Source organism: Mesorhizobium sp. CAU 1732 (assembly GCF_039888675.1).
In the GTDB taxonomy this organism is placed as follows: Bacteria; Pseudomonadota; Alphaproteobacteria; order Rhizobiales; family Rhizobiaceae; genus Aerobium.
Genome location: NZ_JBDQQR010000001.1, coordinates 1,045,808 through 1,070,033 on the forward strand (window position 1 = coordinate 1,045,808; position 24,226 = coordinate 1,070,033).

Annotated in this window: 22 protein-coding genes and 1 tRNA gene; 10 read left to right on the forward strand and 13 right to left on the reverse strand. The window is 63.6% G+C overall.

From position 1 onward, the window contains the following. Position 1 precedes the first annotated feature (1 nt). The 4 genes from AAFN55_RS05175 to AAFN55_RS05190 all read right to left on the reverse strand — a co-directional run bounded on the left by AAFN55_RS05175 (position 2) and on the right by AAFN55_RS05190 (position 4,172). Positions 2 to 961: an ABC transporter permease gene (locus tag AAFN55_RS05175; RefSeq protein WP_347797803.1), complete on the reverse strand. Its 960-nt coding sequence runs from the start codon at positions 959 to 961 to the stop codon at positions 2 to 4. A 2-nt stretch (positions 962 to 963) separates the two neighbouring features. Then, positions 964 to 1,947 (reverse strand): ABC transporter permease, encoded by a 984-nt coding sequence (locus tag AAFN55_RS05180; RefSeq protein WP_347797804.1) that lies wholly within the window; start codon positions 1,945 to 1,947, stop codon positions 964 to 966. Between the two features lie 178 nt (positions 1,948 to 2,125). Next, positions 2,126 to 3,706 (reverse strand): ABC transporter substrate-binding protein, encoded by a 1,581-nt coding sequence (locus AAFN55_RS05185; RefSeq protein ID WP_347797805.1) that lies wholly within the window; start codon positions 3,704 to 3,706, stop codon positions 2,126 to 2,128. 390 nt (positions 3,707 to 4,096) lie between these two features. Next, positions 4,097 to 4,172: transfer RNA gene (locus tag AAFN55_RS05190), tRNA-Thr, on the reverse strand. A 171-nt stretch (positions 4,173 to 4,343) separates the two neighbouring features. Between AAFN55_RS05190 and AAFN55_RS05195 the strand changes: the two genes are divergently transcribed. Together AAFN55_RS05195 and clpS are read left to right on the forward strand one after the other, a co-directional pair. Continuing rightward, the gene (locus AAFN55_RS05195) at positions 4,344 to 5,900 is read left to right on the forward strand and encodes a phospholipase D family protein (protein ID WP_347797806.1); all 1,557 of its coding nucleotides are present in this window, start codon (positions 4,344 to 4,346) and stop codon (positions 5,898 to 5,900) included. A 61-nt stretch (positions 5,901 to 5,961) separates the two neighbouring features. Continuing rightward, entirely contained in the window at positions 5,962 to 6,267 is a 306-nt protein-coding gene (gene clpS, locus AAFN55_RS05200) for an ATP-dependent Clp protease adapter ClpS (protein WP_347797807.1), read from the forward strand. A gap of 4 nt (positions 6,268 to 6,271) precedes the next feature. Here the strand turns inward: clpS and dgcN are convergent, their stop codons facing one another. Beyond that, entirely contained in the window at positions 6,272 to 7,270 is a 999-nt protein-coding gene (gene dgcN, locus AAFN55_RS05205) for an N-acetyltransferase DgcN (RefSeq protein WP_347797808.1), read from the reverse strand. A 239-nt stretch (positions 7,271 to 7,509) separates the two neighbouring features. Between dgcN and AAFN55_RS05210 the strand changes: the two genes are divergently transcribed. Beyond that, positions 7,510 to 9,204: a bifunctional UDP-sugar hydrolase/5'-nucleotidase gene (locus AAFN55_RS05210; RefSeq protein ID WP_347797809.1), complete on the forward strand. Its 1,695-nt coding sequence runs from the start codon at positions 7,510 to 7,512 to the stop codon at positions 9,202 to 9,204. A 62-nt stretch (positions 9,205 to 9,266) separates the two neighbouring features. Here the strand turns inward: AAFN55_RS05210 and AAFN55_RS05215 are convergent, their stop codons facing one another. Continuing rightward, on the reverse strand, positions 9,267 to 10,403 hold the full coding sequence (locus tag AAFN55_RS05215; RefSeq protein WP_347797810.1) for a LysR substrate-binding domain-containing protein: 1,137 nt from the start codon (positions 10,401 to 10,403) through the stop codon (positions 9,267 to 9,269). Between AAFN55_RS05215 and AAFN55_RS05220 the strand changes: the two genes are divergently transcribed. Further along, positions 10,312 to 10,740, forward strand: coding sequence for a DMT family transporter (locus AAFN55_RS05220; RefSeq protein WP_347797811.1), 429 nt, complete (start codon positions 10,312 to 10,314; stop codon positions 10,738 to 10,740). The genes AAFN55_RS05215 and AAFN55_RS05220 overlap by 92 nt on opposite strands. Positions 10,741 to 10,763: 23 nt before the next feature. Further along, complete coding sequence (locus AAFN55_RS05225) at positions 10,764 to 11,204, forward strand: VOC family protein (RefSeq protein ID WP_347797812.1); 441 nt, start codon at positions 10,764 to 10,766, stop codon at positions 11,202 to 11,204. A 138-nt stretch (positions 11,205 to 11,342) separates the two neighbouring features. On the opposite strand, the gene AAFN55_RS05230 is transcribed toward AAFN55_RS05225, so the two are convergent. Both AAFN55_RS05230 and AAFN55_RS05235 read right to left on the reverse strand, forming a co-directional pair. Then, a complete protein-coding gene (locus AAFN55_RS05230; protein WP_347797813.1) occupies positions 11,343 to 11,897 on the reverse strand; it encodes a hypothetical protein in 555 nt (184 codons plus the stop codon). A 103-nt stretch (positions 11,898 to 12,000) separates the two neighbouring features. After that, positions 12,001 to 13,191 (reverse strand): multidrug effflux MFS transporter, encoded by a 1,191-nt coding sequence (locus tag AAFN55_RS05235; protein WP_347797814.1) that lies wholly within the window; start codon positions 13,189 to 13,191, stop codon positions 12,001 to 12,003. Positions 13,192 to 13,520: 329 nt separating this feature from the next. Here AAFN55_RS05235 and AAFN55_RS05240 point away from each other — a divergent pair, with 329 nt between their 5' ends. Beyond that, positions 13,521 to 14,582, forward strand: coding sequence for an alpha/beta fold hydrolase (locus AAFN55_RS05240; RefSeq protein ID WP_347797815.1), 1,062 nt, complete (start codon positions 13,521 to 13,523; stop codon positions 14,580 to 14,582). Between the two features lie 154 nt (positions 14,583 to 14,736). Next, positions 14,737 to 15,786, forward strand: coding sequence for a class I SAM-dependent methyltransferase (locus tag AAFN55_RS05245; protein ID WP_347797816.1), 1,050 nt, complete (start codon positions 14,737 to 14,739; stop codon positions 15,784 to 15,786). A 110-nt stretch (positions 15,787 to 15,896) separates the two neighbouring features. On the opposite strand, the gene AAFN55_RS05250 is transcribed toward AAFN55_RS05245, so the two are convergent. Further along, positions 15,897 to 16,277, reverse strand: coding sequence for a helix-turn-helix domain-containing protein (locus AAFN55_RS05250; RefSeq protein WP_347797817.1), 381 nt, complete (start codon positions 16,275 to 16,277; stop codon positions 15,897 to 15,899). Positions 16,278 to 16,404: 127 nt separating this feature from the next. Here AAFN55_RS05250 and AAFN55_RS05255 point away from each other — a divergent pair, with 127 nt between their 5' ends. Then, positions 16,405 to 17,244 carry an SDR family oxidoreductase gene (locus tag AAFN55_RS05255; RefSeq protein ID WP_347797818.1) on the forward strand — a complete coding sequence of 280 codons (840 nt, stop codon included), beginning with the start codon at positions 16,405 to 16,407 and terminating at the stop codon, positions 17,242 to 17,244. Between the two features lie 100 nt (positions 17,245 to 17,344). Here the strand turns inward: AAFN55_RS05255 and AAFN55_RS05260 are convergent, their stop codons facing one another. Both AAFN55_RS05260 and AAFN55_RS05265 read right to left on the reverse strand, forming a co-directional pair. Then, on the reverse strand, positions 17,345 to 18,250 hold the full coding sequence (locus tag AAFN55_RS05260; RefSeq protein WP_347797819.1) for a DMT family transporter: 906 nt from the start codon (positions 18,248 to 18,250) through the stop codon (positions 17,345 to 17,347). Continuing rightward, positions 18,250 to 19,200: a nitronate monooxygenase family protein gene (locus AAFN55_RS05265; RefSeq protein ID WP_347797820.1), complete on the reverse strand. Its 951-nt coding sequence runs from the start codon at positions 19,198 to 19,200 to the stop codon at positions 18,250 to 18,252. Before AAFN55_RS05265 ends, AAFN55_RS05260 begins: the two co-directional genes overlap by 1 nt. Before the next feature lie 225 nt (positions 19,201 to 19,425). Between AAFN55_RS05265 and AAFN55_RS05270 the strand changes: the two genes are divergently transcribed. Continuing rightward, positions 19,426 to 20,502, forward strand: a complete 1,077-nt coding sequence (locus tag AAFN55_RS05270; RefSeq protein WP_347797821.1) for a hypothetical protein — start codon at positions 19,426 to 19,428, stop codon at positions 20,500 to 20,502. On the opposite strand, the gene AAFN55_RS05275 is transcribed toward AAFN55_RS05270, so the two are convergent. Together AAFN55_RS05275 and AAFN55_RS05280 are read right to left on the reverse strand one after the other, a co-directional pair. Next, positions 20,503 to 22,104 carry a cisplatin damage response ATP-dependent DNA ligase gene (locus AAFN55_RS05275; RefSeq protein WP_347797822.1) on the reverse strand — a complete coding sequence of 534 codons (1,602 nt, stop codon included), beginning with the start codon at positions 22,102 to 22,104 and terminating at the stop codon, positions 20,503 to 20,505. A gap of 31 nt (positions 22,105 to 22,135) precedes the next feature. Continuing rightward, positions 22,136 to 23,146 carry a ligase-associated DNA damage response exonuclease gene (locus AAFN55_RS05280; protein WP_347800188.1) on the reverse strand — a complete coding sequence of 337 codons (1,011 nt, stop codon included), beginning with the start codon at positions 23,144 to 23,146 and terminating at the stop codon, positions 22,136 to 22,138. A 103-nt stretch (positions 23,147 to 23,249) separates the two neighbouring features. On the opposite strand from AAFN55_RS05280, the gene AAFN55_RS05285 reads away from it, so the two are divergent. Then, complete coding sequence (locus AAFN55_RS05285) at positions 23,250 to 24,221, forward strand: methyltransferase (protein ID WP_347797823.1); 972 nt, start codon at positions 23,250 to 23,252, stop codon at positions 24,219 to 24,221. Positions 24,222 to 24,226: the final 5 nt, after the last annotated feature.

The following is a 24,226-nucleotide window of genomic DNA, read 5'->3' on the forward strand; positions in this document are numbered from 1 at the left end:
CCTACCTCAGCTTCGGGTTGAGCGCATCGCGCAGCCAGTCGCCGAGCAGATTCACGGCAAGCGCGAGGATGATGAGGGTGACTGCCGGGAAGAACAGGATCCACCATTCGCCCGAGAACAGGAACTGCTGGCCGATGCGGATCAGCGTGCCGAGCGAGGGCTGTGTCGGCGGGACGCCGACGCCGAGGAACGACAGCGTGGCCTCCTCGATGATGGCGAGGGCCAGGCCGATCGTGCCGATGACGAGAACCGGTCCGGTCACGTTGGGCAGGACATGCTTGATGAGGATCGCCAGCGGATGCACGCCCATGATGCGGGCGGCGGACACGTAGTCCTTCTGCCGTTCGACCATCGTCGCGCCGCGCACGGTGCGCGCGAACTGCGCCCAATTCGACAGGCCGATGGCGATGATGAGCACATAGACGGCCATGCTCTCCTGCTGCGAGGGCGGGATGATGCCGCGCGCGATGCCGAAGATCAGCAGCGCGATGAGGATCGCGGGAAAGGAGAGCTGGATGTCGGCGACGCGCATGATGACGGAATCGGTCGTGCCGCCCAGATAGCCGGCCGTAAGGCCCAGCGACACGCCCATCGCCATCGCGAACAACGTCGCGGAGACGCCGACGAAGAGCGACACGCGGCTGCCGTACAGGATGGTCGACAGGACGTCGCGCCCCTGATTGTCGCTGCCGAGCAGGAAGTAGTTGCCCATCATCGAACTCTGATTGGGCGGCGTGAAACCGTCCATCAGGTTGAGGCTCGCGGGATTGAAGGGATTGTAGGGTGCGATCCACGGCGCGAAGACTGCCGCCCCCACCAGGAGCAGGGTCACGATCGCGGCGACGATGGTCACCGGCGAGTGCCTGAACGAATAGGCGATATCCGAGTCCCAGATGCGCCAGGCAAGGCCGGGTGGTTTCGGCGGCAGGACCGCTTCGGTGGTTTCTGTCGATTGGGTCATGATTACTTCCCCGAGCCGATGGCCTGAACGCGCAGGCGCGGATCGACGGCGTAGTAGAGGATGTCGACGATCAGATTGATGACGACGAAGACGAAAGCGATGAACATCAGGTAGGCGGCCATCACCGGCACATCGACCACCTGCACCGATGCGATGAACAGCGAGCCGACGCCCGGCCACTGGAACACGGTCTCCGTGACGATCGAGAATGCGATGACCGAGCCGAGTTGCAGGCCGGTGATCGTGATGACAGGCACCAGCGTGTTCTTCAGCGCGTGGCCGAAATTGATCGCCCGCTGCGACAGGCCGCGTGCCTTGGCGAACCGGATGTAGTCGGCGCGCAGCACCTCCAGCATTTCGGCCCGCACCAGACGCATGATCAGCGTGAGCTGGAACAGCGACAGCGTGATCGCGGGCAGCACCAGCGAACGCAGGCCGGATTCGGTGAGCAATCCCGTTCGCCACCAGCCGAGGTCGACGACCGACCCGCGTCCGAATGACGGGAGCCATTGGAGTTCAACCGCGAAGACGTAGATCAGGCCGATGCCGATCAGGAAGGTCGGCAGCGACACGCCGACGAGCGAGAGCGTCATGATGACGGCGGTCGTCGCGCTCTTGGGGCGCAGCGCGGTGAGAACACCGAGCGTCACACCGAACACCAGCGCGATGAGCGCCGATGCGAAGGCGAGTTCGATGGTCGCCGGCAGCCGCGACACGATCAATTCGCTGACCGGCTGCTGCAGCCTGTAGGAGATGCCGAACTCGAATTGCAGCGCGTTGCCGATAAAGCGGCCGAACTGGACGTAGAACGGGTCATTCAGTCCGAGGCGATCGCGCAGGGCCTCGATGTCGGACATGCGGGCTTCCTGGCCGACCAGATTGGCAACCGGATCACCGACATAGCGGAACAGCATGAAGGCGATGAGCGCGACGACCGCCATCACGACGATGGACTGGGCGAGCCGCCGTAGAATAAAGGCAAGCATGGCTGTGGTCCCCGTAAGGGCGCATGTCCCGGCCTATGGCAAACGGGCAATGCAATGCTTCACGATGACCCGTTTCGCGTGACGCGAAAGACAGGCCGGGAAGGCAATAAGGATGAACTCTATCGAAAACGGCCCGCCGCGCAAATAAACGCAGGGCGGGCCGTCGATATTGGCGAGCTTACTCGCTGATGGTGACTTCGTACATGCGCGGCTGGTTCTCCGGATGGACGTCCAACTGGTACTTGTCCTTCATCGCGTAAGCGAGCACCTGATTGTGGATCGGCAGGAGAACGCGGTCTTCCTGCACGGTTGCCCAGATCTCGGCGATCGTGGCGTCACGCTTCTCGATATCCACTTCCGTAGCGAGCGACTGGATCTTCGCATCCAGCTCCGGATTGCTGTAGCCACCCGGATTGTAGGCGCCGAAATCGCCTTCATTGGTGTGGATCAGATCGTTGAAGATGTATGCCGAATCGAAGGTCGGAACACCCCAGCCGAGCAGGTAGAAGTCCGTGTCGGAGTTCTGGATCAGCGGCGAGTGCTGAGCGATCGGACGCGAGGCGAGCGTCACCTTGATGCCGATCTGGCCGAGCATGCCGACGACTGCCTGGCTGATCGCCTCGTCGTTGACATAGCGGTTGTTCGGCGTGTCGAGCGTGACGGTGAAGCCGTCTGGATAGCCGGCCTCGGCGAGCAGCGCCTTGGCGCCTTCGACATCAGCCTTCTCCGGGTAGGCGTCGAGCTCTGGCGTCCAGCCATTGACGAAGGGCGGGGTCGCAACGCCGCTCGGGACCGACTGTCCGCGCATCACGACCTGCTTGATCGCGTTGCGGTCGATGGCGAGATGCATGGCTTCACGCACCTTGGGATCGGCGATCGGGTTCTTGTCGGTGACGTTGGAGGATTTCAGCGGCTCCTCGCCCATCTTGTAACCGAAATAGATGATGCGGTTTTCGGGGCCGGTCGTGACCTTGACGCCGTCGGTGCCGCCGAGGCGCTCGACGTCCTGAACCGGCACGTCCTGAACGATGTCGACTTCGCCGGACAAGAGCGCGGCGACGCGCGTCGCGTTGTCGGCGATGGGCAGGTAGATGATCTCGGTCACGGCAGGCTTCGTCTCGGCCCAGTGATCCTCGTTGATCTTCATGACCGAACGGACGTCAGGGTCACGCGACTCCAGAACGTAAGGACCGGTGCCGTTGGTGTTGCGGACGGCATAATTGTCGTCCTGCGAACCGGCTTCCTGAACGGTTACGGCGTTGTTCGCCTCGGTCCAGGTCTTGTCCATCATGAACGTGTTGGTCATGTTGTTGGGATAAAGCGGCGACGGGCCGGTCATCTTCACTTCGACCGTGTAGTCGTCGATCGCGGTGACGCTGTCGACGGACGAATGCAACTGCCTCATGTTCGACTTGTCGGAGCGGGCGCGGTCCAGCGAGAAGACAACGTCTTCCGCGGTGAAGTCGGCGCCGTCATGGAACTTCACGCCTTCGCGCAGCTTGAAGACCCAGACCGTCGGATCATCTTCCTTCACGGCCCACTCGGTGGCGAGGCGCGGAATGAGGGTGCCCTCGACGTCGCGGTCGACCAGTGTCTCGTAGATGTGGTGGATGAAGGTATGGGTCGTGCCCTGGTTCTGCGAATGCGGATCCAGCGTCAGCGCGTCCGAGTTGCGGGCCCAGCGGACGGTTTCGGCCGACGCAGGCATAGTCATTGCGCCGAGCGCGAGTACGCTCGCGGTGAGAAGAAGTTTACGCATTGTAGCTCCCAATCTTTTTGATTGTTGTTCCGTTCCCCGTGAAGGCCATGAGCCCGCCCACGATTGGGACGGCACCTTAAGTGAGGGGATCGTGTTTGAAAAGCGCCGATTTCGCGGCTTTAACAGCGCGATGCTTACTCACCGTAAGCGTATGTGTTCGTTGGCATAAAACGCTCAGTCTCGCATGTTTGCGGTGACAGTACACATGCTCCGATACGCTTGTTGCGTAGCGTCGGGGTCCAGCGAAATATTGCTCTGCAAAGAGCATTGTTTGAGCAACTTCGTTCATCGATGCGACGTTGCTGGCGACGTGTCGTGCAATTGGCCACAATCCCCTGACGCTCGAGTCGAGACGGCAGGTTGCTTGCGACGATGTATGCGGGAAGGAAATGGTGCCGCTTGTCAGACTCGAACTGACGACCTCCGCATTACGAATGCGATGCTCTACCAACTGAGCTAAAGCGGCGACCGGTCCGCCACAGGGCGGCCCAAAAGTGAGCGCGTGATAGCTTCATTGCGGGCGAAAGACAAGCGTCTCGTTCGGTGATTTCCTCAACGCGGCGCTGCGCCGTCGTCGCGCTTGGCAAGCCGGCCGCAGTGCCTATGATCGCGCACGAGCAGTATCCTGGTTCCGGCAATGTCTTTCATCGTATATCTGATCGTCTTCGCGGCGATATTTGCCGCAGCGTCATTTCTCGCGGTCCTGTCCTATGGACACTTCGCACGACGGGCGCGGGCGCCGAAGTCTTATGCGCTTGCCACTCATCCGCCGGTCACATTGCTCGACACCGAGATCGGGCCGCGCGTCGAGGCGCAGCAGGGCAAGAGCGGCCTCACGATGATCTCGGAAAATCTCGACGCATTCGCGATCCGCGCGCTCGCGGCCCGCACGGCGGGGCGCAGCCTCGATCTGATGTACTATTACTGGAAGCCTGATCTCACAGGCCGGCTTCTCACGCATGAAATCGTTCAGGCGGCGGATCGCGGCGTACGGGTGCGCCTGCTGATCGACGACATCAACACGCGCGGCCGCGATCGTGCCTATCTCGCGCTCGATACGCACCCGAACATTTCGGTGCGCCTGTTCAATCCGAGCCGTGCGCGCGATGCCGGCCTGCGCCGCGGCATCGAAATGGTGCTGCGTGCCTTCAGCACGACACGGCGCATGCACAACAAGGCGTGGATCGCCGACGGAAGGCTGGCGATCGTCGGCGGCCGCAACATCGGTGACGAATATTTTGACGCGGGCGAGAAATCCAATTTCCGTGACATCGATCTGACGATGGTCGGCCCGGTGGTCGGGCAGACGGAAAAGGTGTTCGACGCATTCTGGAACGCCACGGTCTCGATGCCGATCACCGCGCTGGCGGTGCGGCGCAGGGGCAAGCTGCGCCAGTTGCGGCGAAGCCTCCTCAGCCTGTCCATCTCGGCGAACGCGAAGCCGTATCTGGAGCGCGTGCTGGAGCGCATCTCGCTGCCCGCCATGCTCGACGCCAATCTGACGACGCATTGGACGGGCGATGCGCGGATCGTCTTTGATCCGCCTGAAAAGGCGATCGGGCGCGGCTCCGAGAACTGGATCATGTCGACGCTGACGCCGATCCTGGCGTCCGCCGACCGATCAGTCGAGATCGTGTCGCCCTATTTCGTTCCCGGAAACGAAGGCGTCTCCCGGCTGACGCGTATGACCAAGGCCGGCATCGACGTGGCGGTGCTGACGAATTCGCTGGCTGCAAACGACGTAGCCGCCGTGCACGGCGGCTACGCACCGTATCGTTCGGCGCTGCTGGCAGGTGGCGTAAGGCTATACGAGCTTCAGCCGTTCCTGAACAAATCGGACATGTCGCTGTTCGGATCGCGCGGCGCCAGCCTACACACCAAGGCGTTCACCGTGGACGACGATACGGGCTTCGTGGGCTCGTTCAATTTCGATCCCCGCTCCATATCCCTGAATACCGAGATGGGCGTGCTCTTCGTGGCGCACGGGCTGGTGGGCGAGATGAAAGACCTGTTTGCCGAGGAGACGGGCCCGCAGATGAGCTATCGCGTGCACCTCACCCACGACGGCGCATTGCGCTGGGAGGGGGAGGCGGAAGGCGTCATGACCACCTATGACCGTGAACCGAAAGCGGGACTGACGCGGCGCGTGATCGCCGCCATCGTCACCTGGCTGCCGATCGAATCGCAGCTTTGAGCGGGCACACCCTGCTCAAACCCCGATGGAAACCGGCGCACGGGAGCGATATACTGATACGATGAATGACACCTCCACGAAGCGGAAGACGGCCCTCAAGCCGAAGGTCGAACGGCCGAAACTGCACAAGGTGATTTTGGTCAATGACGACTTCACGCCGCGTGAATTCGTCGTCACCGTGCTGAAGGGCGAGTTCGCCCTCAGCGAGGATCAGGCAAGCCGCGTGATGATCACTGCGCACCAGAAGGGTGTTTGCGTGGTTTCGGTCTACCCGAGAGACGTGGCCGAGACCAAGGCCACCCGCGCGACGGATGCCGGCCGCGAACAGGGCTTTCCGCTGCTGTTCACGACCGAACCGGAGGAATAAAGCCTCAGGCGTCCAGGGCGTCCACCAGCCTTCCCGCTCCATCACGGAACGGGTCGATCGCCGGCAACCCCATCCGCATCTCGACATCTGCGAGATAGGCCTTCGCGTCATCAGCGCTCATTCCGGCGGTGTTGACGGAAATGCCGATCACCTTGACGTCCGGGTTGACGATCCGCGCCATCTCCAGCGCCGTGTCGCGCAGCGTTTCGAGCGAGGGAAGCTGGTAATGCGGCAGACCGCGCATATGCGTGCGTGTCGGCTCGTGGCACAGGACCAGCGCATCGGCCTGCCCGCCATGCACCAGCGCGAGCGTGACGCCTGAATAGGAGGGGTGGAACAGGCTGCCCTGGCCCTCAATCAGATCCCAGTGGTCGGCGTCGTTGTCGGGCGTGAGCCATTCGACGCTGCCGGCCATGAAGTCGGCAACCACGGCGTCGAGCGGCACACCCGAACCGGTGATCAGGATGCCGGTCTGGCCGGTGGCGCGGAACGTCGCCTTCATGCCGCGTTCGCGCATGTCCTTTTCCATGGCCAGCGCTGTGTACATCTTGCCGACCGAGCAGTCCGTGCCGACTGCGAGGCAGCGCTTGCCGGCGCGCCTTTTGCCGTCCGCGATGGGGTATTCGACCGTCGGCACGCGGACGTCAAAGAGTTCCACGCCGGCCTTCGTGGCCGCATCGACGAGTTCCTTTCTGTCGCGCAACAGATTGTGCAGGCCCGAAGCGATATCCATGCCGGCCTCGATCGCCTCGACCAGCGTCGCGATCCACGCATCCGAGATGACGCCGCCGCGATTGGCAGCGCCGACGACGAGCGTCTGCGCGCCGGCAGCCTTCGCCTCGGCGATCGTCATGTCGGGCAGGCCGAGATCGGCCTTGCAGCCGGGCAGCTTGAGCTGTCCCAGAGAAAATTCCGGCCTCCAGTCCTTGATTCCCTGCGCGACTTTCGCCGCGAGCTGGTCCGGCGCGTCGCCGAGGAAGAGGAGGTAAGGGGTCTTCAACATGAAATGCGAGCCTCGAATACGAAGAGTGTCGCCAAGCTTTAGCAGCGCTTTGCGCCTGCGTCATGCTCTGCCCGATGGGCCAGCGGCGCTGGCCGTGTGCGGCAGCCGGGCAAGGTTATTCCTTGACCAATCGGTCAGAGGACGTGAACATTCATCAAGCGATCATGGAGCACGGGTCATACGGGTAGCGAACCCGTGGATCGCGGGGAACGAAAACAAGCCTGAACAGGAGGCACTACATGGCGAAGAAGGATATCGAAAGCGGGATTGCCGCATCGGGCGTGATGGGCCGCAGGCGGTTCCTGCAACTGGCCGGCGCGAGCATGGTCGTGACGGGCGGAGCCTCGGCCGCGCATTTCTCGATGACGGCAGCGCACGCGCAGGGCGCGTTCAAGCTGAACGTGCTGCACATCAACGACATGCACTCGCGCGTCGAATCGATCAGTGCCTTCAATTCGACCTGCTCGGTGGAGGATGAAGGCGAGAACAAGTGTTTTGGCGGCTTCGGCCGCCTGGCGACCAAGATCTGGGAGCGCCGCAAGGAGATCGAGGACGCGGGCGAGAACGTGATCACGCTCGACGCAGGCGACCAGTTCCAGGGCTCGTTGTTCTACACCACCTACCGCGGCAAGGCGGAAGGCGAGTTCATGAACAAGATCGGCTTCGATCTTATGGCCGTCGGCAATCACGAGTTCGACAACGGTCCCGACGTGCTGGCCGATTTCATCGATCTCGTCGAGTTCCCGGTCATCTCGGGCAACACCAAGGTCGCCGACGGCGAGAAACTCGCCGGCAAGATCGACGAATGGGCGATCCTCGATGTCGGCGGCGAGAAGGTCGGCGTCCTGTCGGTGCTGACGCCCGACACCGCCAACATTTCCTCGCCCGGCCGGAACGTCACGATCGGCGACGACATCGAATACCTCAAGGAGGCGGTGACCCGCATCCGCGCCGAAGGCGTCAACAAGGTGCTGTTGCTGTCGCATGTCGGCTTCCCGCGCGATCAGGAAATTGCAGCGCAGGTCGAGGGCATCTCCGCCATCATCGGCGGCCACAGCCACACGCTTCTGTCCAATACCGAAGAGGGCGCGCCTGCCTACGCGACGATGGTCGAGAACCCGGCCGGCAAGGCCGTGCCGATCGTCCAGGCCGGTGCCTATTCGAAGCATCTCGGCGACCTGTCGCTGACCTTCGACGAAGACGGTTACGTGGCAGAGGCGACCGGCGACACGCGCATTCTCGATGCCTCCATCGAGCCCGACGCCGAGATCGAGGCACGCATTGCCGAACTCGCCGGTCCGATCGAGACCATGAAGGCGACAGAGGTCGGCGAGGTGGCGGCCCCGATCGACGGCAGCCGCGAAACCTGCCGCGCGCAGGAGTGTCAGATGGGCGTGCTCGTCACCGACGCTATCCTCGCGCGCACGGCCGACCAGGGCGTCACCATCGCCATCCAGAACGGCGGCGGCCTGCGTGCCTCGATCGACCAGGGCATGGCGACCGTGGGCGACGTGCTGTCGGTGCTGCCGTTCCAGAATACCCTTGCCACCATGAAGCTCAAGGGCGCCGACGTCGTCGGATCGCTCGAGGCGGCGGTGAACGACGTCGAGAACGGCGCGGGCAAGTTCCCGCAGGTCGGCGGCCTGAAATACACGCTCGACATGAATGTCGCGCCGGACCAGGGCCGCGTGAAGGACGTGATGGTCAAGGAAGGCGAGGAGTGGGTGCCGATCGACCCCGAAAAGGTCTACGGCGTCGGCACCAACGATTTCATGCGCAAGGGCGGCGACGGCTACGCTCTCTTCGCGTCGGGAGCAATCGACCCATACGATTATGGCCCCGGCATGGAAGAAATCGTCGCCGAATACCTTGCCAACAACGCACCGTACCAGCCCAAGCTCGACGACCGCATCACGGTGATCGCGAAGAACTGAGGGGGCTCAGGTGAACATGAAGAAGCCGGCGGAGACGCCGGCTTCTTCCCAGGCGATCGATTTTACGCTGCGGTCGAGGATGCGACGATCATCTCCCGCAACCAGCGCAGCGCGGGGTCGCTCCGGCGTCTGTTGTGCGAAATCTGGCTGAAGGGAATGGTGGGAAGCTGGATCGGCGGTGGAACGACGATCAGCCGCCCGTCGTCCAGGGAGGATTTCAGGCTGCTCCGCGCCACGGTCAAAACCAGATCGGTCCCCGGAATCGTCTTTGGCGCGACGCTCCAATGCGGCATGATCAACGCGACGTGCCGGGCATACCCCGCCGCATGGATCGCTTCATCGATTTCCGTTGCTGCCTCGCCGTGAACGGCCACCAGCGCGTGAGGGCGGGCGAGATAGTTGTCCAGGTCGATCGACTGCGCCGATGGGGCAAGTGTCGCCCGGTCGACCAGGCAGGCGTAGTCGTCGACGAACAGAAGCTCGCAAAGGATTTGCTCGGGCCGTGATGGAAACACCCCCAGCGCCAGATCGATGTCCCCGTCCATGACCGAGGCGATCATGCCCTCGCGGCTCAGTTGCGTGACGGTGAGATCGATATCCGGCGCCGAGCGCCGAAGCTCATGCATCAGTTTTGGCAGGACGATTTCCGCGCCGTAATCGGACATCGCCAGCCTGAAACTATGGCGTGTGCGGCCGGGCTCGAAGCTGTCAGGCCCCAGCACGGTGCGGATCTGGGAAAGCGCTTCATCCAGTGGCCTGGATAGCTCCATGGCCCTTATGGTCGGCACCAGCCCGCCGCCCTGCCTGGTAAACAGCGGATCGTCGAGCAGGGCCCGCAGGCGCGCGAGCGCATGGCTCACCGCAGGCTGGCTCATATTCAGGCGCAGCGCCGTGCGCGACACATGCCGCTCCACCAGCAATGCATTGAGAATGACGAGCAGATTGAGATCGATACCGCGAAGATTATTCATGTCGTGCATATTATGAGGGAAAGGATGAATTTCAAATAAGTCATTTGGATAGCTAGGAAGGAGGCCAACACGTTTTAGAAAGGCCCTTCCAATGCAATCTGTCACGTTTTTTGCGGCGCTGTTGGCCGGGGCGTTGGTGCCGTTGCAGGCCGGCGCCAACGCGGCCCTCGGCCGGGCCTTGGGGCATCCGCTCTGGGCCACGATGATCTCGCTGGCGGTAAGCGCCATCTGCGTCCTGCCGATCATGCTGGCGCTGCGGGTGTCAGGCCCGTCTTTCGCCGGCCTTGCAAGCCAGCCCAGATGGATATGGGTCGGCGGGGTCGTGGGCGTCATCTACATAACCGCCGCCCTGATGCTGGCGCCCAGATTGGGCGCTGCCGGGTTTATGACCGCCGTCATCGCGGGTCAGGTCCTTGCCTCGCTCGCCATCGACTATTTCGGCCTGGTGGGGTTCGAAGTCAGGTCGCTCACCATCCCGCGTCTCATTGGCGCTGCCGTTGTCGTCGCCGGGGTTCTTGTCATGCAAGCTCCGAGCCTGTGGCGGCTGGCCCAGCCCGGCGCGTAAATCTCACGGAAAGGAAAACCACCATGAACAAGCCCGATCAGATGGCGGAAACCCGCTACACGCTTGGCGAAAACGCGGTGCCGGTACAGGTGCGCATCGCGAGGCCGACCGACAAGCTCGCGGATGTGATCGCCTTCTATCGCGATGGCCTCGGCCTGCCCGAACTCGCCCGCTTCAATGCCCATGCCGGCTATGACGGCATCATGCTTGGCCTGCCCGGAAAGGCCGTGCACCTTGAGTTCACCCAGCACGGCGCAGGCAGCCCTTGCCCCGCTCCCAGCCTCGACAACCTCATCGTCCTCTATGTCACGGACCCTGCTGCCTACGGCCGGCTGAACAGCCGCATGCAGCGGATGGGTTATACGCCGGTCGACCCGGAAAACCCCTACTGGCTTGAGCGCAGCTTCACCTACGAGGACCCGGATGGCTGGCGCGTCGTCGTCTGTCGTGAAACCGGAATATGAACGCCGAATACCTCGCCAGTAACGCGCCCTACCACCCCAGGCTGGAGGGGCGCGTCACGGCGATCAAGTCGAACTGAGGTAGGCGCTCGGACGAGATAGAAAGCAGGCGGAAAAGCCGACTTTTTCATGCGTGAAGCCTTATGGGCCGCACTGCCAGCGCCCGCTTAGCGTGCTGCTTGCGCCGTCCGCCCGCTGGTATGTGAGGTCCGCCGGACGTGGGGGGGATTCACCGCCGCCGGACGCCGGCCCGGTAAGCGCGATCTCGATCGTCTTGCCTTGACCGGTGAAGGTGGGGTCGTCGGCGATCCCGTTGAAGCCGCCGGGCGCGGCGATGCGTTCCACGTAACCCGAAACCTTCACGACGCCCTGCGCCGGCTCGTCCGAAGCCACGATGCCGGTGGCGAACAGGATGGGCGCACCGTCCCCCGTCGAGAAGCTGCATGCGAGTTCGCCGGAGAGCGCTGCACCCTCGATGTCGCCCTGTGTCAACTCATCGAGCTGGATGTCCGAGCCATCGCCCCCGGCCGCCTCCCCGCTCGAGGCGGCTGGCGCGGTGCTCTCTTCGGTTGCGGGCTGTTCTGCCGCCGCCTTTTCCGCAGGCGAGCAGCCGGCCAGAAGCGCGACTGCAAACAGCGCACCGGCGACTGTGGTCGCAAGCCGAGTGGGCGGAAAGGCGGTCAGGTTTGTGAGCATGCGTCGTCCTTTGAATTCCGGTCCATTTGGGCGGAGGGTGACGGTTAGCGTCCGAGTGGGGCACGGATGGGGCGGGTGTCGTTTCGCGGCAAGCGTTACACGATCATTCAGCCGAGGCACGTTCCAGCCGGCGCGCCCAAAGCGCCGCGACAAGCGCAATCACCGCAGACGCCAGCATGACGAGCAGGAGGGCATGGCGTGCGTTCTGCTCCGTCAACAAAGCGCCTGCTATCGACGACATCGTCGCACCGCCGGCGACGGATATCGCGCCCGCCAGCCCGGCCGCACTGCCGATCAATTTGGGTCGAACCGAAATAGCGCCGGCATTCGCACTCGGCATGGTCAGACCGTTGGACACGCCAACGAACAGACAGGGCCCAAACAGAGCCAGAACGTGATCGACGCCTGCGAAATGCAGGCCCAAGCCCAACATAAGGCCGACACAGGCAATAACGCGCCCCGCGATCAACGTCGTCGTCAGAGGATACCGGCTCGCGAAGCGTCCGGACAGGAAACTTCCCAACATAAAGCCCGCGGTGATCGACCCCATGTAGAGGCCGAGCATCGCCGGAGAGAGGCCAAAGGCGGAGCTTGCGGCAAGAGGCGCACCAGTGAGAAAGACGTAGAACGCGCCGACCGAAAACGCCATGCACAGGGCATACGCCCAGAACCGCTTGGACCCGAGCAACTCGGGATAGGCACGGAACTGTTCAGCTATCGTACCTGAAGGGGTTCGGTTCGTTTCGCGCAGATCGACCCAGCACAGGGCGAACACGCCGACACCGAATATGGTGAGGAACCAGAAGCTTGCCCGCCACCCGAAGGCCTCGTCAAGCAGACCACCCAGGCTCGGGCCAAGCATGGGAGCCACGGCCCACGCCATCGCCACATAGCCGATCCTGCTGGCTGCCTCCTCCTTGCCGGTCGTATCGCGGATGACTGCGAGCGACACCGCATAGGTGGGCGCGATAGTGGCCTGGATCATTCTGCAGGCAAGAAAGGTCCAGACGTCCGGAGCAATGATGCATCCGATCGTGGCAACGACGAAAATGGCCAGGCCCCACAGAATAACGGGGCGCCTTCCGAACCTGTCCGACAACGGCCCCATGACGATCTGAAGACATGCCGAAACAGCGGCATAGGCGGCCAGCGCGATACCGATCAAACCGTAATCCACACCGAAGTCTGCCGCCATGTTCGGCAGGGACGGAAGGAAGATGGTGATGGGCAGGATACCAAGCGCCGAGATCAAGATCAGCGTGGACAGGCGGGGAGCGTGCAGGGGTTGTTGCATGTCTGTTCGAGGCGCCGTTTCGGTGAAGCAGGATTTCAGGCAAAAAAAAAGCCCTCGAACGTGTCGGGGGCGCATGGAGCATCGGGCTGGTGCCGTCAGGGTGCCATGCGCCAGCTTTCTACGATGATGATGGATGCGAACATCTTGAGCTCTCTCGGTAAACCTTAAAGCTAGTCTGCGCCGCGCAAGACCGTCAACGCCTTAATTCCCGGAAAACAGGCGTCGAACGAACCAAAGAGGCAGACGGAGCGGGATCGCGACCTCGCAGGATAGGGCGGGCTTCAAACTTCCATCTGTCGCGTGGTTCGCGGCTGCTGTAATCTTCCGCGATGGGACTGCGCCAGACGATAAGGTTCTGCGCCTCTGCGGACGGCACCCGCATCGCCGTTGCCTCATGCGGCAAAGGCCCGGTGATCCTGCGCGCGGCGCACTGGCTGAGCCATGTCGACTACGATCTCGAAAGTCCGGTCTGGCGGCCATGGGTGGAGGCACTCTCGGCCCGCAATAGGTTCGTTCGCTACGACCCGCGCGGCTGTGGTCTGTCGGACCGCCACGCCACCGACCTGACGATCGATGCCTGGCACGCCGACCTCGCCGCCGTCGCGGCAACGATCGAGGAGCCGCGCTTCGTAATCCTTGGCCTCTCGCAGGGCGGCGCGCTCGGTATCGTGTTCGCGCTCATGCACCCGGAGCGCGTCTCGCATCTCGTGCTCGTCAACGCCTACTGTCAGGGCGCGCGAACACGCGCGCAGAGCGACGCCGAACGGCTGGAAGCCGAGACGCTGGTCAATTTCATCCGCATCGGATGGGGCCGCGACAATCCTGCGTTCTGCCGGTTTTTCACCAACCTCTTCATCCCGGACGGCACGCCGGAGCAGCATCTCTGGTGGGGTGATCTGGAACGCGAGACAGCCACCGCAGACGTCGCGGCGGAGCTTCTGTCCAACATGCAGGGGATCGACGTGCTGGACCTCGCCGCGCAATTGAACGTGCCGACGCTGATCATGCACTGCCGCGGCGACATGCGCGTGCCTTTCGACGAGGGCTGCAAGCTTGCGGCCGCCATTCCGGGCGCACGGTTCGTGCCTCTGGAGAGCAAGAACCACGTCATCCTGCCCGACGAGCCTGCCTGGGCCGTCTTCCACGCGGAACTCGCGGCATTCCTTGGGCAGGACCTGCCCGCACAGCCGCCGCAGGCCGTCCGCGACGCCGGATTGACGCCTGCCGAGAGCGCGATCCTGGAACTCGTTGCCGAAGGGCTCGACAACCGCACGATCGCCGAAAAGCTTGGTAAGCACGAGAAGACCGTCCGAAACCAGTTGTCGGCGGTCTTTGAGAAACTTGGCGTCCACAGCCGCTCGCAGGCAATCGTCAAGTCGCTGTCCCGTTGAGGCAACGCCGGCACTTCGGGACATCTGCCCTTGCTGACAGCCGGAATTTTCACGCGATGCGGGACAACCGCCTCATGGCAGCCGACGCGCGAAACGGCATCGTTTCGACTTCGGAGCGGCGCGAGGCCGTCCCGCAAATCGGGAGGAATCCGACATGACGCAGATCGATGAAACCAAACTGAACGAACTGGTGGGCCGCGTACTCGGCGACCTTGGCGGCGCTTTCGGCGTGCCGCTGGTGCGTATCGGTGACAAGCTTGGCCTTTACGACACTCTCAAGAAGAACGGCCCCGCGACGGCCGAGGAACTGGCTGCCTCAACCGGGTGCGCACCGCGTTACGTGCGCGAATGGCTCTCGGCGCAGGCTGCCTCAGGCTATGTCAGGCACGAGAAGGGACGCTTTTCGCTGACGCCGGAGCAGGCATACGTCTTCGCCGAGCCCGACAGCCCGGTCAACCTCATCGGCGCCTTCGACACCGCTGCCGCAATGGGCGAGAATCAGGCGAAGGTGCAGGCCGCGTTCAAGACGGGCAAGGGCGTTGCATGGGGCGAGCAGGCAGGCTGCATGTTCTGCGCGGTCGCGCGGCTTTTCAGGCCCGGCTACGTCAATGCGCTGGTACAGGAGTGGCTGCCGGCGCTCGATGGCGTGGTCGACAAACTGAAAGCAGGAGCGAAGGTCGCCGATGTCGGCTGCGGCCACGGCCTGTCGACGATCCTGATGGCGCAGGCCTTCCCGAAATCCCGCTTCACCGGATACGATTTCCATCCGGCCTCGATTGCCGCCGCCACCGCGCATGCGCTTGCGCACGGAGTTGAGAACGTCGCCTTCGAAGTTGGACGGGCTCAGGATTTTCCCGGCCGCGGCTTCGACCTGATCACCTGCTTCGACTGCCTGCACGACATGGGCGATCCTCAGGCCGCTGCGGCACACGTCCGCAAGGCATTGAGTGATGGCGGCACCTGGATGGTGGTCGAGCCGATGGCCGGAAACACGCTGGAGGACAACATCAACCCCGTCGGGCGGCTCTACTATTCGGCTTCGACGATGATCTGCGTGCCTACGTCGTTGGCGCAGGAAACGGGCCTCGCGCTCGGCGCACAGGCCGGAGAAGAGCGGCTTGCGGATGTGATCCGCTCCGGCGGCTTCAGGACGATCCGGCGGGCAGCACAAACGCCACTGAATATGGTTCTGGAGGCGACGTGAGCCGGTATCGCGGCGGCGGAGGTGTTTATGGACTTCGCCGCTGCACCCCGTTCCCGCCGACAATCAGCGTGAGAAGAATGGCATCACGGAGCTGGCGTCGCCGCCCGCCCTCAAACCCGGCCCCCATCCGCCGCGTCATAAGCCTGCTGCGCTGCCACCACCGAGTCCATGTGGTCCTCGGCCCAGTGCGCCAGCGCGTCGACGGTTTCCGTCAGCGTGTGGCCGAGCGGGGTCAGCGCGTATTCGACGGTGACGGGAACCGTGGGAAACACCGCGCGTGAGATGATGCCGTCGCGCTCCAGTTTCTTGAGCGTCTGCGACAACACCTTTTGCGATATCCCCTTGATGTTGCGGCGAATGCTGTTGAACCGCACCGGCCCGTCCTTGAGTCCATTGAGGATCAGCAGTGCCCATTTGTCGGCGAGCCGGTCCAGCACCATGCGGGCGGGGCAGTGGTTTTCGAACACGTCGTAGATCGGTTGTGTCGTCATGGTTCGAGCTCCGGGCGGTTTCCTGCAGGAAACCAGATGAGCAAAAAGTGCTCTCTTTCACGATTTCCAGTCCGCATCTATGTATCAATTGGAAAGATAGTTTCCAATAGAAACCAAGGAGCGGAAAATGTCAAACAAGGTGCTCGTTCTGGGCGCAACCGGCACGGTCGGTCGCCCCGTCGTCAAGGAATTGCTCAAGCGCAGCGAAAAGGTGAAGGCTGCGTCACGGTCCGGCCAGCCGGTCGAGGGCGCGGAAGGCGTGGTGTTCGACTACGCGAAGCCCGAAACCTTCGCTTCGGCGTTCGACGGCGTCGACCGCGCCTATGTGCTTCTGGCGTCGGGCTATGTGAACGCCAAGGAACTGCTGCTGCCGGTGATCGAGGCTGCCGCCAGCCGCAAGGTCAAGGTGGTGTTCCAGAGCGTGTTCGGCGTCGATGCCGACGATTCCATTCCCTATCGCCAGGTCGAGATCGCGCTGGAAAAGTTAGGCACGCCCTACGTGATCCTGCGGCCGAATTGGTTCTCCGACAATTTTCAGACCTACTGGAAGGCCGGCATCGACCATGGCCAGATCGCCGTGCCGGCGGCCGAAGGTAAGTCCTCCTTCATCGACGCCCGCGACATCGCCGAAAGTGCCGTCGCCGCGCTGACGTCGAGCGCGTTCGACAACAAGGCGTTCAACCTCACCGGCCCGCAGGCGCATTCCTACGCCGAAGCAGCCGCGATCCTGTCCGAAGTGCTCGGCAAGCAGATCGGCTACACCGCAATGGAGGATGCGCCGTTCATCGAACTTCTGACGGGTGCAGGCGTGCCGGAAGACTACGCAACCTTCCTTACCTCGATCTTCTATCCGGTGCGCGAGGGCTGGACGGCGACCGTCACCCCCGACGTCGAGACGTTGACCGGCAAGGCCCCGCGTTCGCTGAAAACCTACGCGCAGGACAACCGCGCGCATCTCGCGGCGTGATGAAGCGTCTTCCTTCTCCCCGTTTACGGGGAGAAGGTGGCGGCAGCCGGATGAGGGGCAGCACGACGACCCGAGATTACGTCGCGTCGGGTGCCGCGCCTTACGCCTTGCGCCGCGCTATCCGTTCCCGCCAGGCAATCGTCAGCGCGCCGGCAACGATGAGCGCAGCGCCGATTAGTCCGGCCAGCGTCGGCTGCTCGGCAAATACAAGGTAGTCGTACAGCCCGGCATAGATCAGCGTCGTGTAGAAGAACGGCATCACGAAGCTGGCGTCGCCACGCCTCAGCGCCTGGATGAACAGCGCCTGCACGCTCACCATCATGCAGCCGAGCGCCGCCAGCAGCAGCCATTGCTCTTGCGTCGGCGTGCGCCACACGAACGATGCCGCTCCCATCGCCAGCACTGCGCCCATGGCGTTGTTGATAGCGAGGATGCGCAGCGGTGGCTCGCTGTCGGCAAGTTTCTTGATCAGGATCGCCTCGGCTCCCATGAACAAAGCCGCTATCAGCGCTACCAGCGCCACCGGCTGGAACGCATCCGTGCCGGGCTCGGTGAGGATCACAGCACCCGCAAACGCAATCGCTGCCGCCGCCCAGCGCCACGGTCCGACACGTTCGCCCAAAAGCGGGATCGACAGCATCATCGCCACGATGGGGTTGAGGAAGGAGATCGCCGTCGCATCCGCCAGCCGCATCAGGCCGGATGCTGCAAACAGGCAAGACACGCCCGCCCAGCCGAACAGCACGCGCAGGATGTGGTTGCTCCACACCGCGCCTCTCAGCGACGGCCGGCTGATCGCGATCAGCGGCGTCAGCGCCAGCAGGGCGAACAGAAACCGTCCCGCCGAAATCTGCAGCGGATGCAGCGCGTTTTCGCCCGCCGCCGGCCCCAGCATCTTGGCAATCAGCGTCGTGCCGGCCACCAGCGCGCAGGCCAGCAGCATCAGCAGCACCGAGACGACGACGTCGCGCGCGGAATAGACCCGCGACGCGGTACTTTGAACCATTAAGCGGCCAGCTTCCGTTTGGCCGCGTCATACTCGCCTGCGAGCCGCTCGACCAGATCGGCCGTGCTGACAACGGCATCGACCGCGCCGATCCCCTGTCCGCAACCCCAGATGTCCTTCCACGCCTTGGCAGCGTTGCCGAAATCCATCTTCGACGGGTCGGATTCGGGCAGGGCGGCGGGGTCGAGGCCGGCGGCCGTCACCGAGCCCTTCAAATAGTTGCCGTGAACGCCGGTGAAGAGGTTGGAATAGACGATGTCGGCGGCCTTCGAGGAGACGATCATGTCCTTGTAGGCGTCGGTCGCGCGCGCTTCCGTGGTGGCGATGAAGGGCGAGCCGATATAGGCCATGTCCGCGCCCATCGCCTGTGCCGCCAGCACCGCGCCGCCATTGGCAATCGCGCCCGACAGCAGAAGCGGCCCGTCGAACCACTGCCGGATTTCCTGGATCAGCGCAAACGGCGACAGCGTTCCGGCATGCCCGCCCGCGCCCGCCGCAACGGCGATCAACCCGTCCGCACCCTTTTCGACGGCCTTGCGCGCGTGGCGGTCGTGGATGATGTCATGCAGCACGATGCCGCCATAAGAATGCACGGCCTCGTTCACCTCCGGCACCGCGCCGAGCGAGGTGATGACGACCGGCACCTTGTATTTCACGCACATCGCCAAATCGTGCTCCAGCCGCGGATTGGATTTGTGCACGATCTGGTTGACGGCAAAGGGCGCCGCCTTGCGGCCGGGATTCTTGGCGTCGTGGGCAGCGAGTTCCTCGGTCATCTGCGCCAGCCATTCGTCAAGCTGGGCCTCCGGCCGGGCATTCAGCGCCGGAAACGAACCGACGATGCCGGCCTTGCACTGTTCCAGCACCAGCGGCGGGTGGGAAATGATGAACATCGGCGATGCGACGACGGGAATACGCAGATTGGTTTTCAGAATGTCGGGCAGCGCCATGAAACCTCCAACAGGGCAGAACGATTGACGTTTTCGTAAACGTCATTTTCTAGCAGATCGCAATGGCGCGGCAACTGCCGTCAGGCAATCCGCACAGGCGGCCATGCGTCGACGGCAGCACTTCCGGCACTAAAAGCCCGGGCTAAACTCTTTGATGCGATTGATTGAATGGTCCGCTACGGCTAACGATGGGTGGAAGTCTGCGAATATACAGAGAGTTCTGGCTTGGACGCGATCGAGAAAGCGATACGCAACGCCTTTGAAAAGGGCGACCCGCGCGAGCGGGCCTTCCGCGAGAAGGTCTACCGGTCCGCGTTCGCCGCACTCGACAAGGCGCTTCAGGCAAATCCCAACGTCACGCAGGCGATCGCCGACCGCCGTCGCCAGGCGCTGTCGGCGCGCGTTTCAGAGATCGAATCGGAGTTTCTTCCCGCAGTCCCCGCCGCCGCGCCGGCCCCTGCGCCCCGTACTGCGGGAATGGGTGTCGAGCCTCCGGTCCGGGGCGAGGGGGGATATGCGCGTTCGCAAGCCGGATTCGAGCCGACGATCGACCCGAACGACCGCTATCGCGATCAGCAGCCGTCCGACGATTTCGACGATGAGATCGAGCCGCAAACCTATGCCGGCCCGCCTGTAGGGCGGCGGCGCGGCCGTAAATGGGCGCGCGTATTCGTCGCCGTCACGGTGCTGTCGGCAATCGTCATCGGCGCATGGTGGGCGATCGGCGGAGGGCTGTTCCGGTCCGCTGCAGAGCGTGACCAATCCGTTCCGAACCCGCCCCAGACCGTCGAGGAAGAGGATTACCAGCCGCAGCCCCCCGCGGCAGGCGAGCCACCTCGTATAGCGGGCGGCGCCGACAGCCTTGCCGGCTGGATCGCGGTGTTCGATCCCGCCGATCCGACGACGGTTGCCGCGCCGGGCGATTCGCGCGCCGAGGTGATGGACGACGACGGACGGCAGTTCATCCGGATCATCGGCGGTGCGTCCAGCGCGCCGATCCTGTTCGATGTGGGACAGGGCGTGCTTGAGCAGCTTGCGGGCCGCCGCGCTGTCTTCAACATCGTCGCCCGCGCCGAAGAGGGGCAGGGCACCCAGTTCTCGGTCGACTGCAATCTGGGCGAACTCGGCGATTGCGGCCGCAAGCGCTACGCCGCTGGCACGACGCAGGAAGAGTTCCTGTTCGAGATCACGCTGCCGAACACGAATCCCGGCGCAGGCGGCACGATCGCCATCAATCCGGATGTCGAAAACGGCGGCAAGGCGCTCGACATCTTCGCGATCCGGGTGTCGCCAGCGCAGTAATCAGTCCAGCATTGCGGCCAGCGTATCCAGCCTGTCGGCTTCGGCCGGCGGCTTGTCCCAGCGCAGGCGCGAGATGCGCGGAAACCGCATCGCGACGCCGGATTTGTGCCGCGTCGAGCGATTGAGCCCCTCGAACGCCACTTCCAGAACCAGACCGTGCTGCGGTTCTGCGCGCACGGAGCGCACAGGCCCGAACCGGTCGATCGTGTTGTCGCGCACGAACTTGTCGATCTGGCGCAGCTCGTCATCCGTGAAGCCGAAATAGGCCTTGCCGACCGGCACCAGTTCCGGCGATTCCTCCGGGCCGGTCCAGACCCCGAACGTGTAGTCCGAATAGTAGCTCGACCGCTTGCCGTGACCGCGCTGCGCGTACATCAGCACTGCGTCGATGATGTGCGGATCGCGCTTCCACTTGAACCACGGCCCCTTGGGACGGCCGGGTACGTAGACGGAATCGCGGCGCTTGAGCATCACGCCCTCGATGATCGGATGCGGCGGAGTAAGGCGTAGCTGATTCAGATGATCCCAATCGTCGAACGGGACGAAAGGCGAGAGGTCGAACCGCGTTTCATCGAGCGAAGTCACGAACGTCTCGAGCCGCGTCCGCCGCTCGGCGAAGGGCAGGGCGCGCAGATCCACCTCGCCATCCTGCAGGAGATCGTAGCAGCGCACGAAGACAGGAAAGTCGCGCATGGTCTTGGCCGAGACGGATTTTCGGTTCAGCCGCTGCTGGAGATCCGAGAAGGAGCCGACATGATCCGGCGGCTGGCCGACAAGGAGTTCTCCATCGATCGCCCCGTCAAAATCCATCGTATCGAGAAGGTCGGGAAACGCACCGGATATGTCGTCGCCGGTGCGAGAATAGAGCCGGCGCAACGTGCCTTCGCACACGGCCTGGACACGGATGCCATCCCATTTCCACTCGGCGACGTAGTCGGCCGGTTCGATGCGCGCCAGATCGTTGTCCTGCACCGGATTCGACAGCATCACCGGCCTGAACAAGGCGAGCGCGGTGCGTTCAGGCTTGCCGGTCTTGCCGTCGAGCCATGCGAACAGCGTTTCATAGGGCGGCTCCAGCCCGTGCCAGAGTTCCTCGACCTCATGCACGTCGACGCCGCCGAAATCGGCCAGCGCCTGCTTGGCGAGCCGCGCCGACACGCCGACGCGCAGGCCGCCGGTGACGAGCTTGATGATGGCGAAACGCGATTCAGGTTCCAGCCTGTCGAGCAGGTCGGCGAGCACGCGCGGCGCGTCCGAACGGCTTGCGCCGTGAAGCTTCTCGACCGCGAAGGAGAGACTGATCGCCCGGTCGTTGGCGGGCGTTGCCGCATCGCTTTTCCAGACGAGCGAGATCGTCTCGGCGAGATCGCCGACATAGTCGTAGGAATAGGCGAAAAGCACCGGGTCCATCCGCTCGGCGATCAGGGCGCGCAGGAGCGCGGGCTTCACCGATGCGAATGAGAGGTTGCCGGTGATCGCCGCCAGTGCGAGCCCCCGGTCCGGATCGGGCGTCTCACGAAAATGATCGACCATCAGCTTCAGCTTCGCGTTGCGCGACGGCGTCAGGAGCAGGCGGTCCAGGAGTTCGGCGAAGCGTTTCATGGCTTCGCCATTTGTTTTGACACGAGGCCCATCACTCCGCCTCGTCTTCATAACCCACGAGGTGCAGCGGGCGGCCCTTGATGCCGTTGATCTCGCACCACCGCACCAATGCTTCCTCGCGGCCATGCGTCACCCAGACTTCCGCTGCACCCGTCTGCGTGATGGTCTCGGTCAGCTCGTCCCAGTCGGAATGGTCCGACAGGATGATCGGCAGCTCCACGCCGCGCTGCTTCACGCGCTGGCGTATGCGCATCCAGCCTGACGCGAAGGCGGTGACGGGGTCGGGAAAACGCCTCGCCCAGCGGTCCGCGAAGGCCGACGGCGGCCCGACCACGATCGCGCCGGCGAAGTCGGATTTGCCTGAGCGATCGACCGTCGCGGGTTCGATCTGCCCGAGATCGATGCCCTCGGACTGATAGTAATCGCAGAGCTTCGCCAGTGCCCCATGGATGTAGATCGGCCTGTCGTAGCCGGCGTCTCGGATCAGCCGGATCACGCGCTGCGCCTTCCCCAGCGCGTAGGCACCCACGAGATGCGCGCGTTCGGGAAACTGCGAGACGGATTTGAGAAGCCGGGCGATCTCGTCGGCGGCGGGAGGATGGCGGAAGACCGGCAGGCCGAATGTCGCCTCGGTGATGAAGATATCGCATGGCACGAGTTCGAACCCCGCGCAGGTGGGGTCGGCACTGCGCTTATAGTCGCCGGATGCGACGATGCGCAGGCCGCCATGCGTCACGCTGATCTGCGCGGAGCCGAGCACATGACCGGCCGGGTGGAAGCTCACCGTCACGCCATTGATGTCGATCGTGTCGCCGATCGCGGCTTCCTGCGTCGAGCCGGCGAAATTGACGCCGTAGCGCAGCGCCATGATCTCGAGTGTCTGCCGTGTCGCCAGCACATGCGCGTGGCCTGACCGGGCGTGATCCGCATGTCCGTGCGTGATCAAAGCGCGACCGACGGGGCGCACCGGATCGATGTAGAAATCGCCTGGCGGGCAATAGAGTCCCTCGGGACGTGGATGGAGCAGGCTGTGGGCGTTCATGGCCCATGGAAGATAGGCATTCGACGGGCTCTGGAAAGGCCTTGCCAAGAGGCTCCTGACGGCGCATAGACCGCCGCCCGCGCCAAGCGGCATCCGGTGTCCCATGAAGAAGCTGTTCCAGTCCTCTGGCGATCTCCTTGCCGATCGTCGTGCCGACTACGCCGAGATGCTCGCATCGTCGGATGATCACGCTGCGGCTGCCGATCTGATGCGCGATGCGCTCACGCTCGTGCCTGCCTGGAGCGCCGGCTGGTTCCGCATGGGCGAGATGCTGCATGCAGCGGGTCGCGTGGCGGAGGCGGCGGATGCCTGGCGCGAAGCGCTGCGGCTCGATCCATCAGACCGGCTGGGTGCCGCCCTTCAGCTCGAACTGGCAGGCACGATCAGCGTTGCGGGCGTGCCGTCGAGCGCGTTTGCCGAAACCTTGTTCGATCAGTATGCCGCGACGTTCGATGCATCGCTCGTCGGACGCCTCTTGTATCGCGCGCCGCAGATGATGAGCGAGGCTATCGCGCGAACGGGCATCACCACTTTTGCGCATGCCGTCGATCTGGGTTGCGGCACCGGGCTGATGGGCGAGCGGCTTCGGGGCATCGCGAGCTATCTCGAAGGCTCGGACATCTCTAGCGGCATGCTCGCCAAAGCGCGCGACAAGGGCGTCTATGACCGGCTCGAACAGCGCGATCTCCTGACACTGGAAGCGTCGCCCACGAAGGTCGACCTTGTAACGGCTGCTGACGTCTTCATCTATCTGGGTCGCCTGGAACGCATCATCGCGACCGTGTCGGACATGCTCGCTGCAGGTGGAGTCTTCGCTTTCACGGTCGAACGACATGACGGCCCGGAGCCGCTCATCTTGAGAGAATCCCGCCGCTACGCGCATTCGGAGCGCTATATTCGTGATCTGCTCGCAGCCAATGGTTTTGAGACGGCCGAGATCGGGACCGCCCAACTGCGCTGCGACCGAAACGCGGCCGTCGAGGGCCTGATCGTCGTGGCGAGGCGCGCGGGGGCGAATGCCACGGTCACGCCTCCGATTGTCTCCGACGACATCGCCACGGTCGCCTTGCACTGATTTTC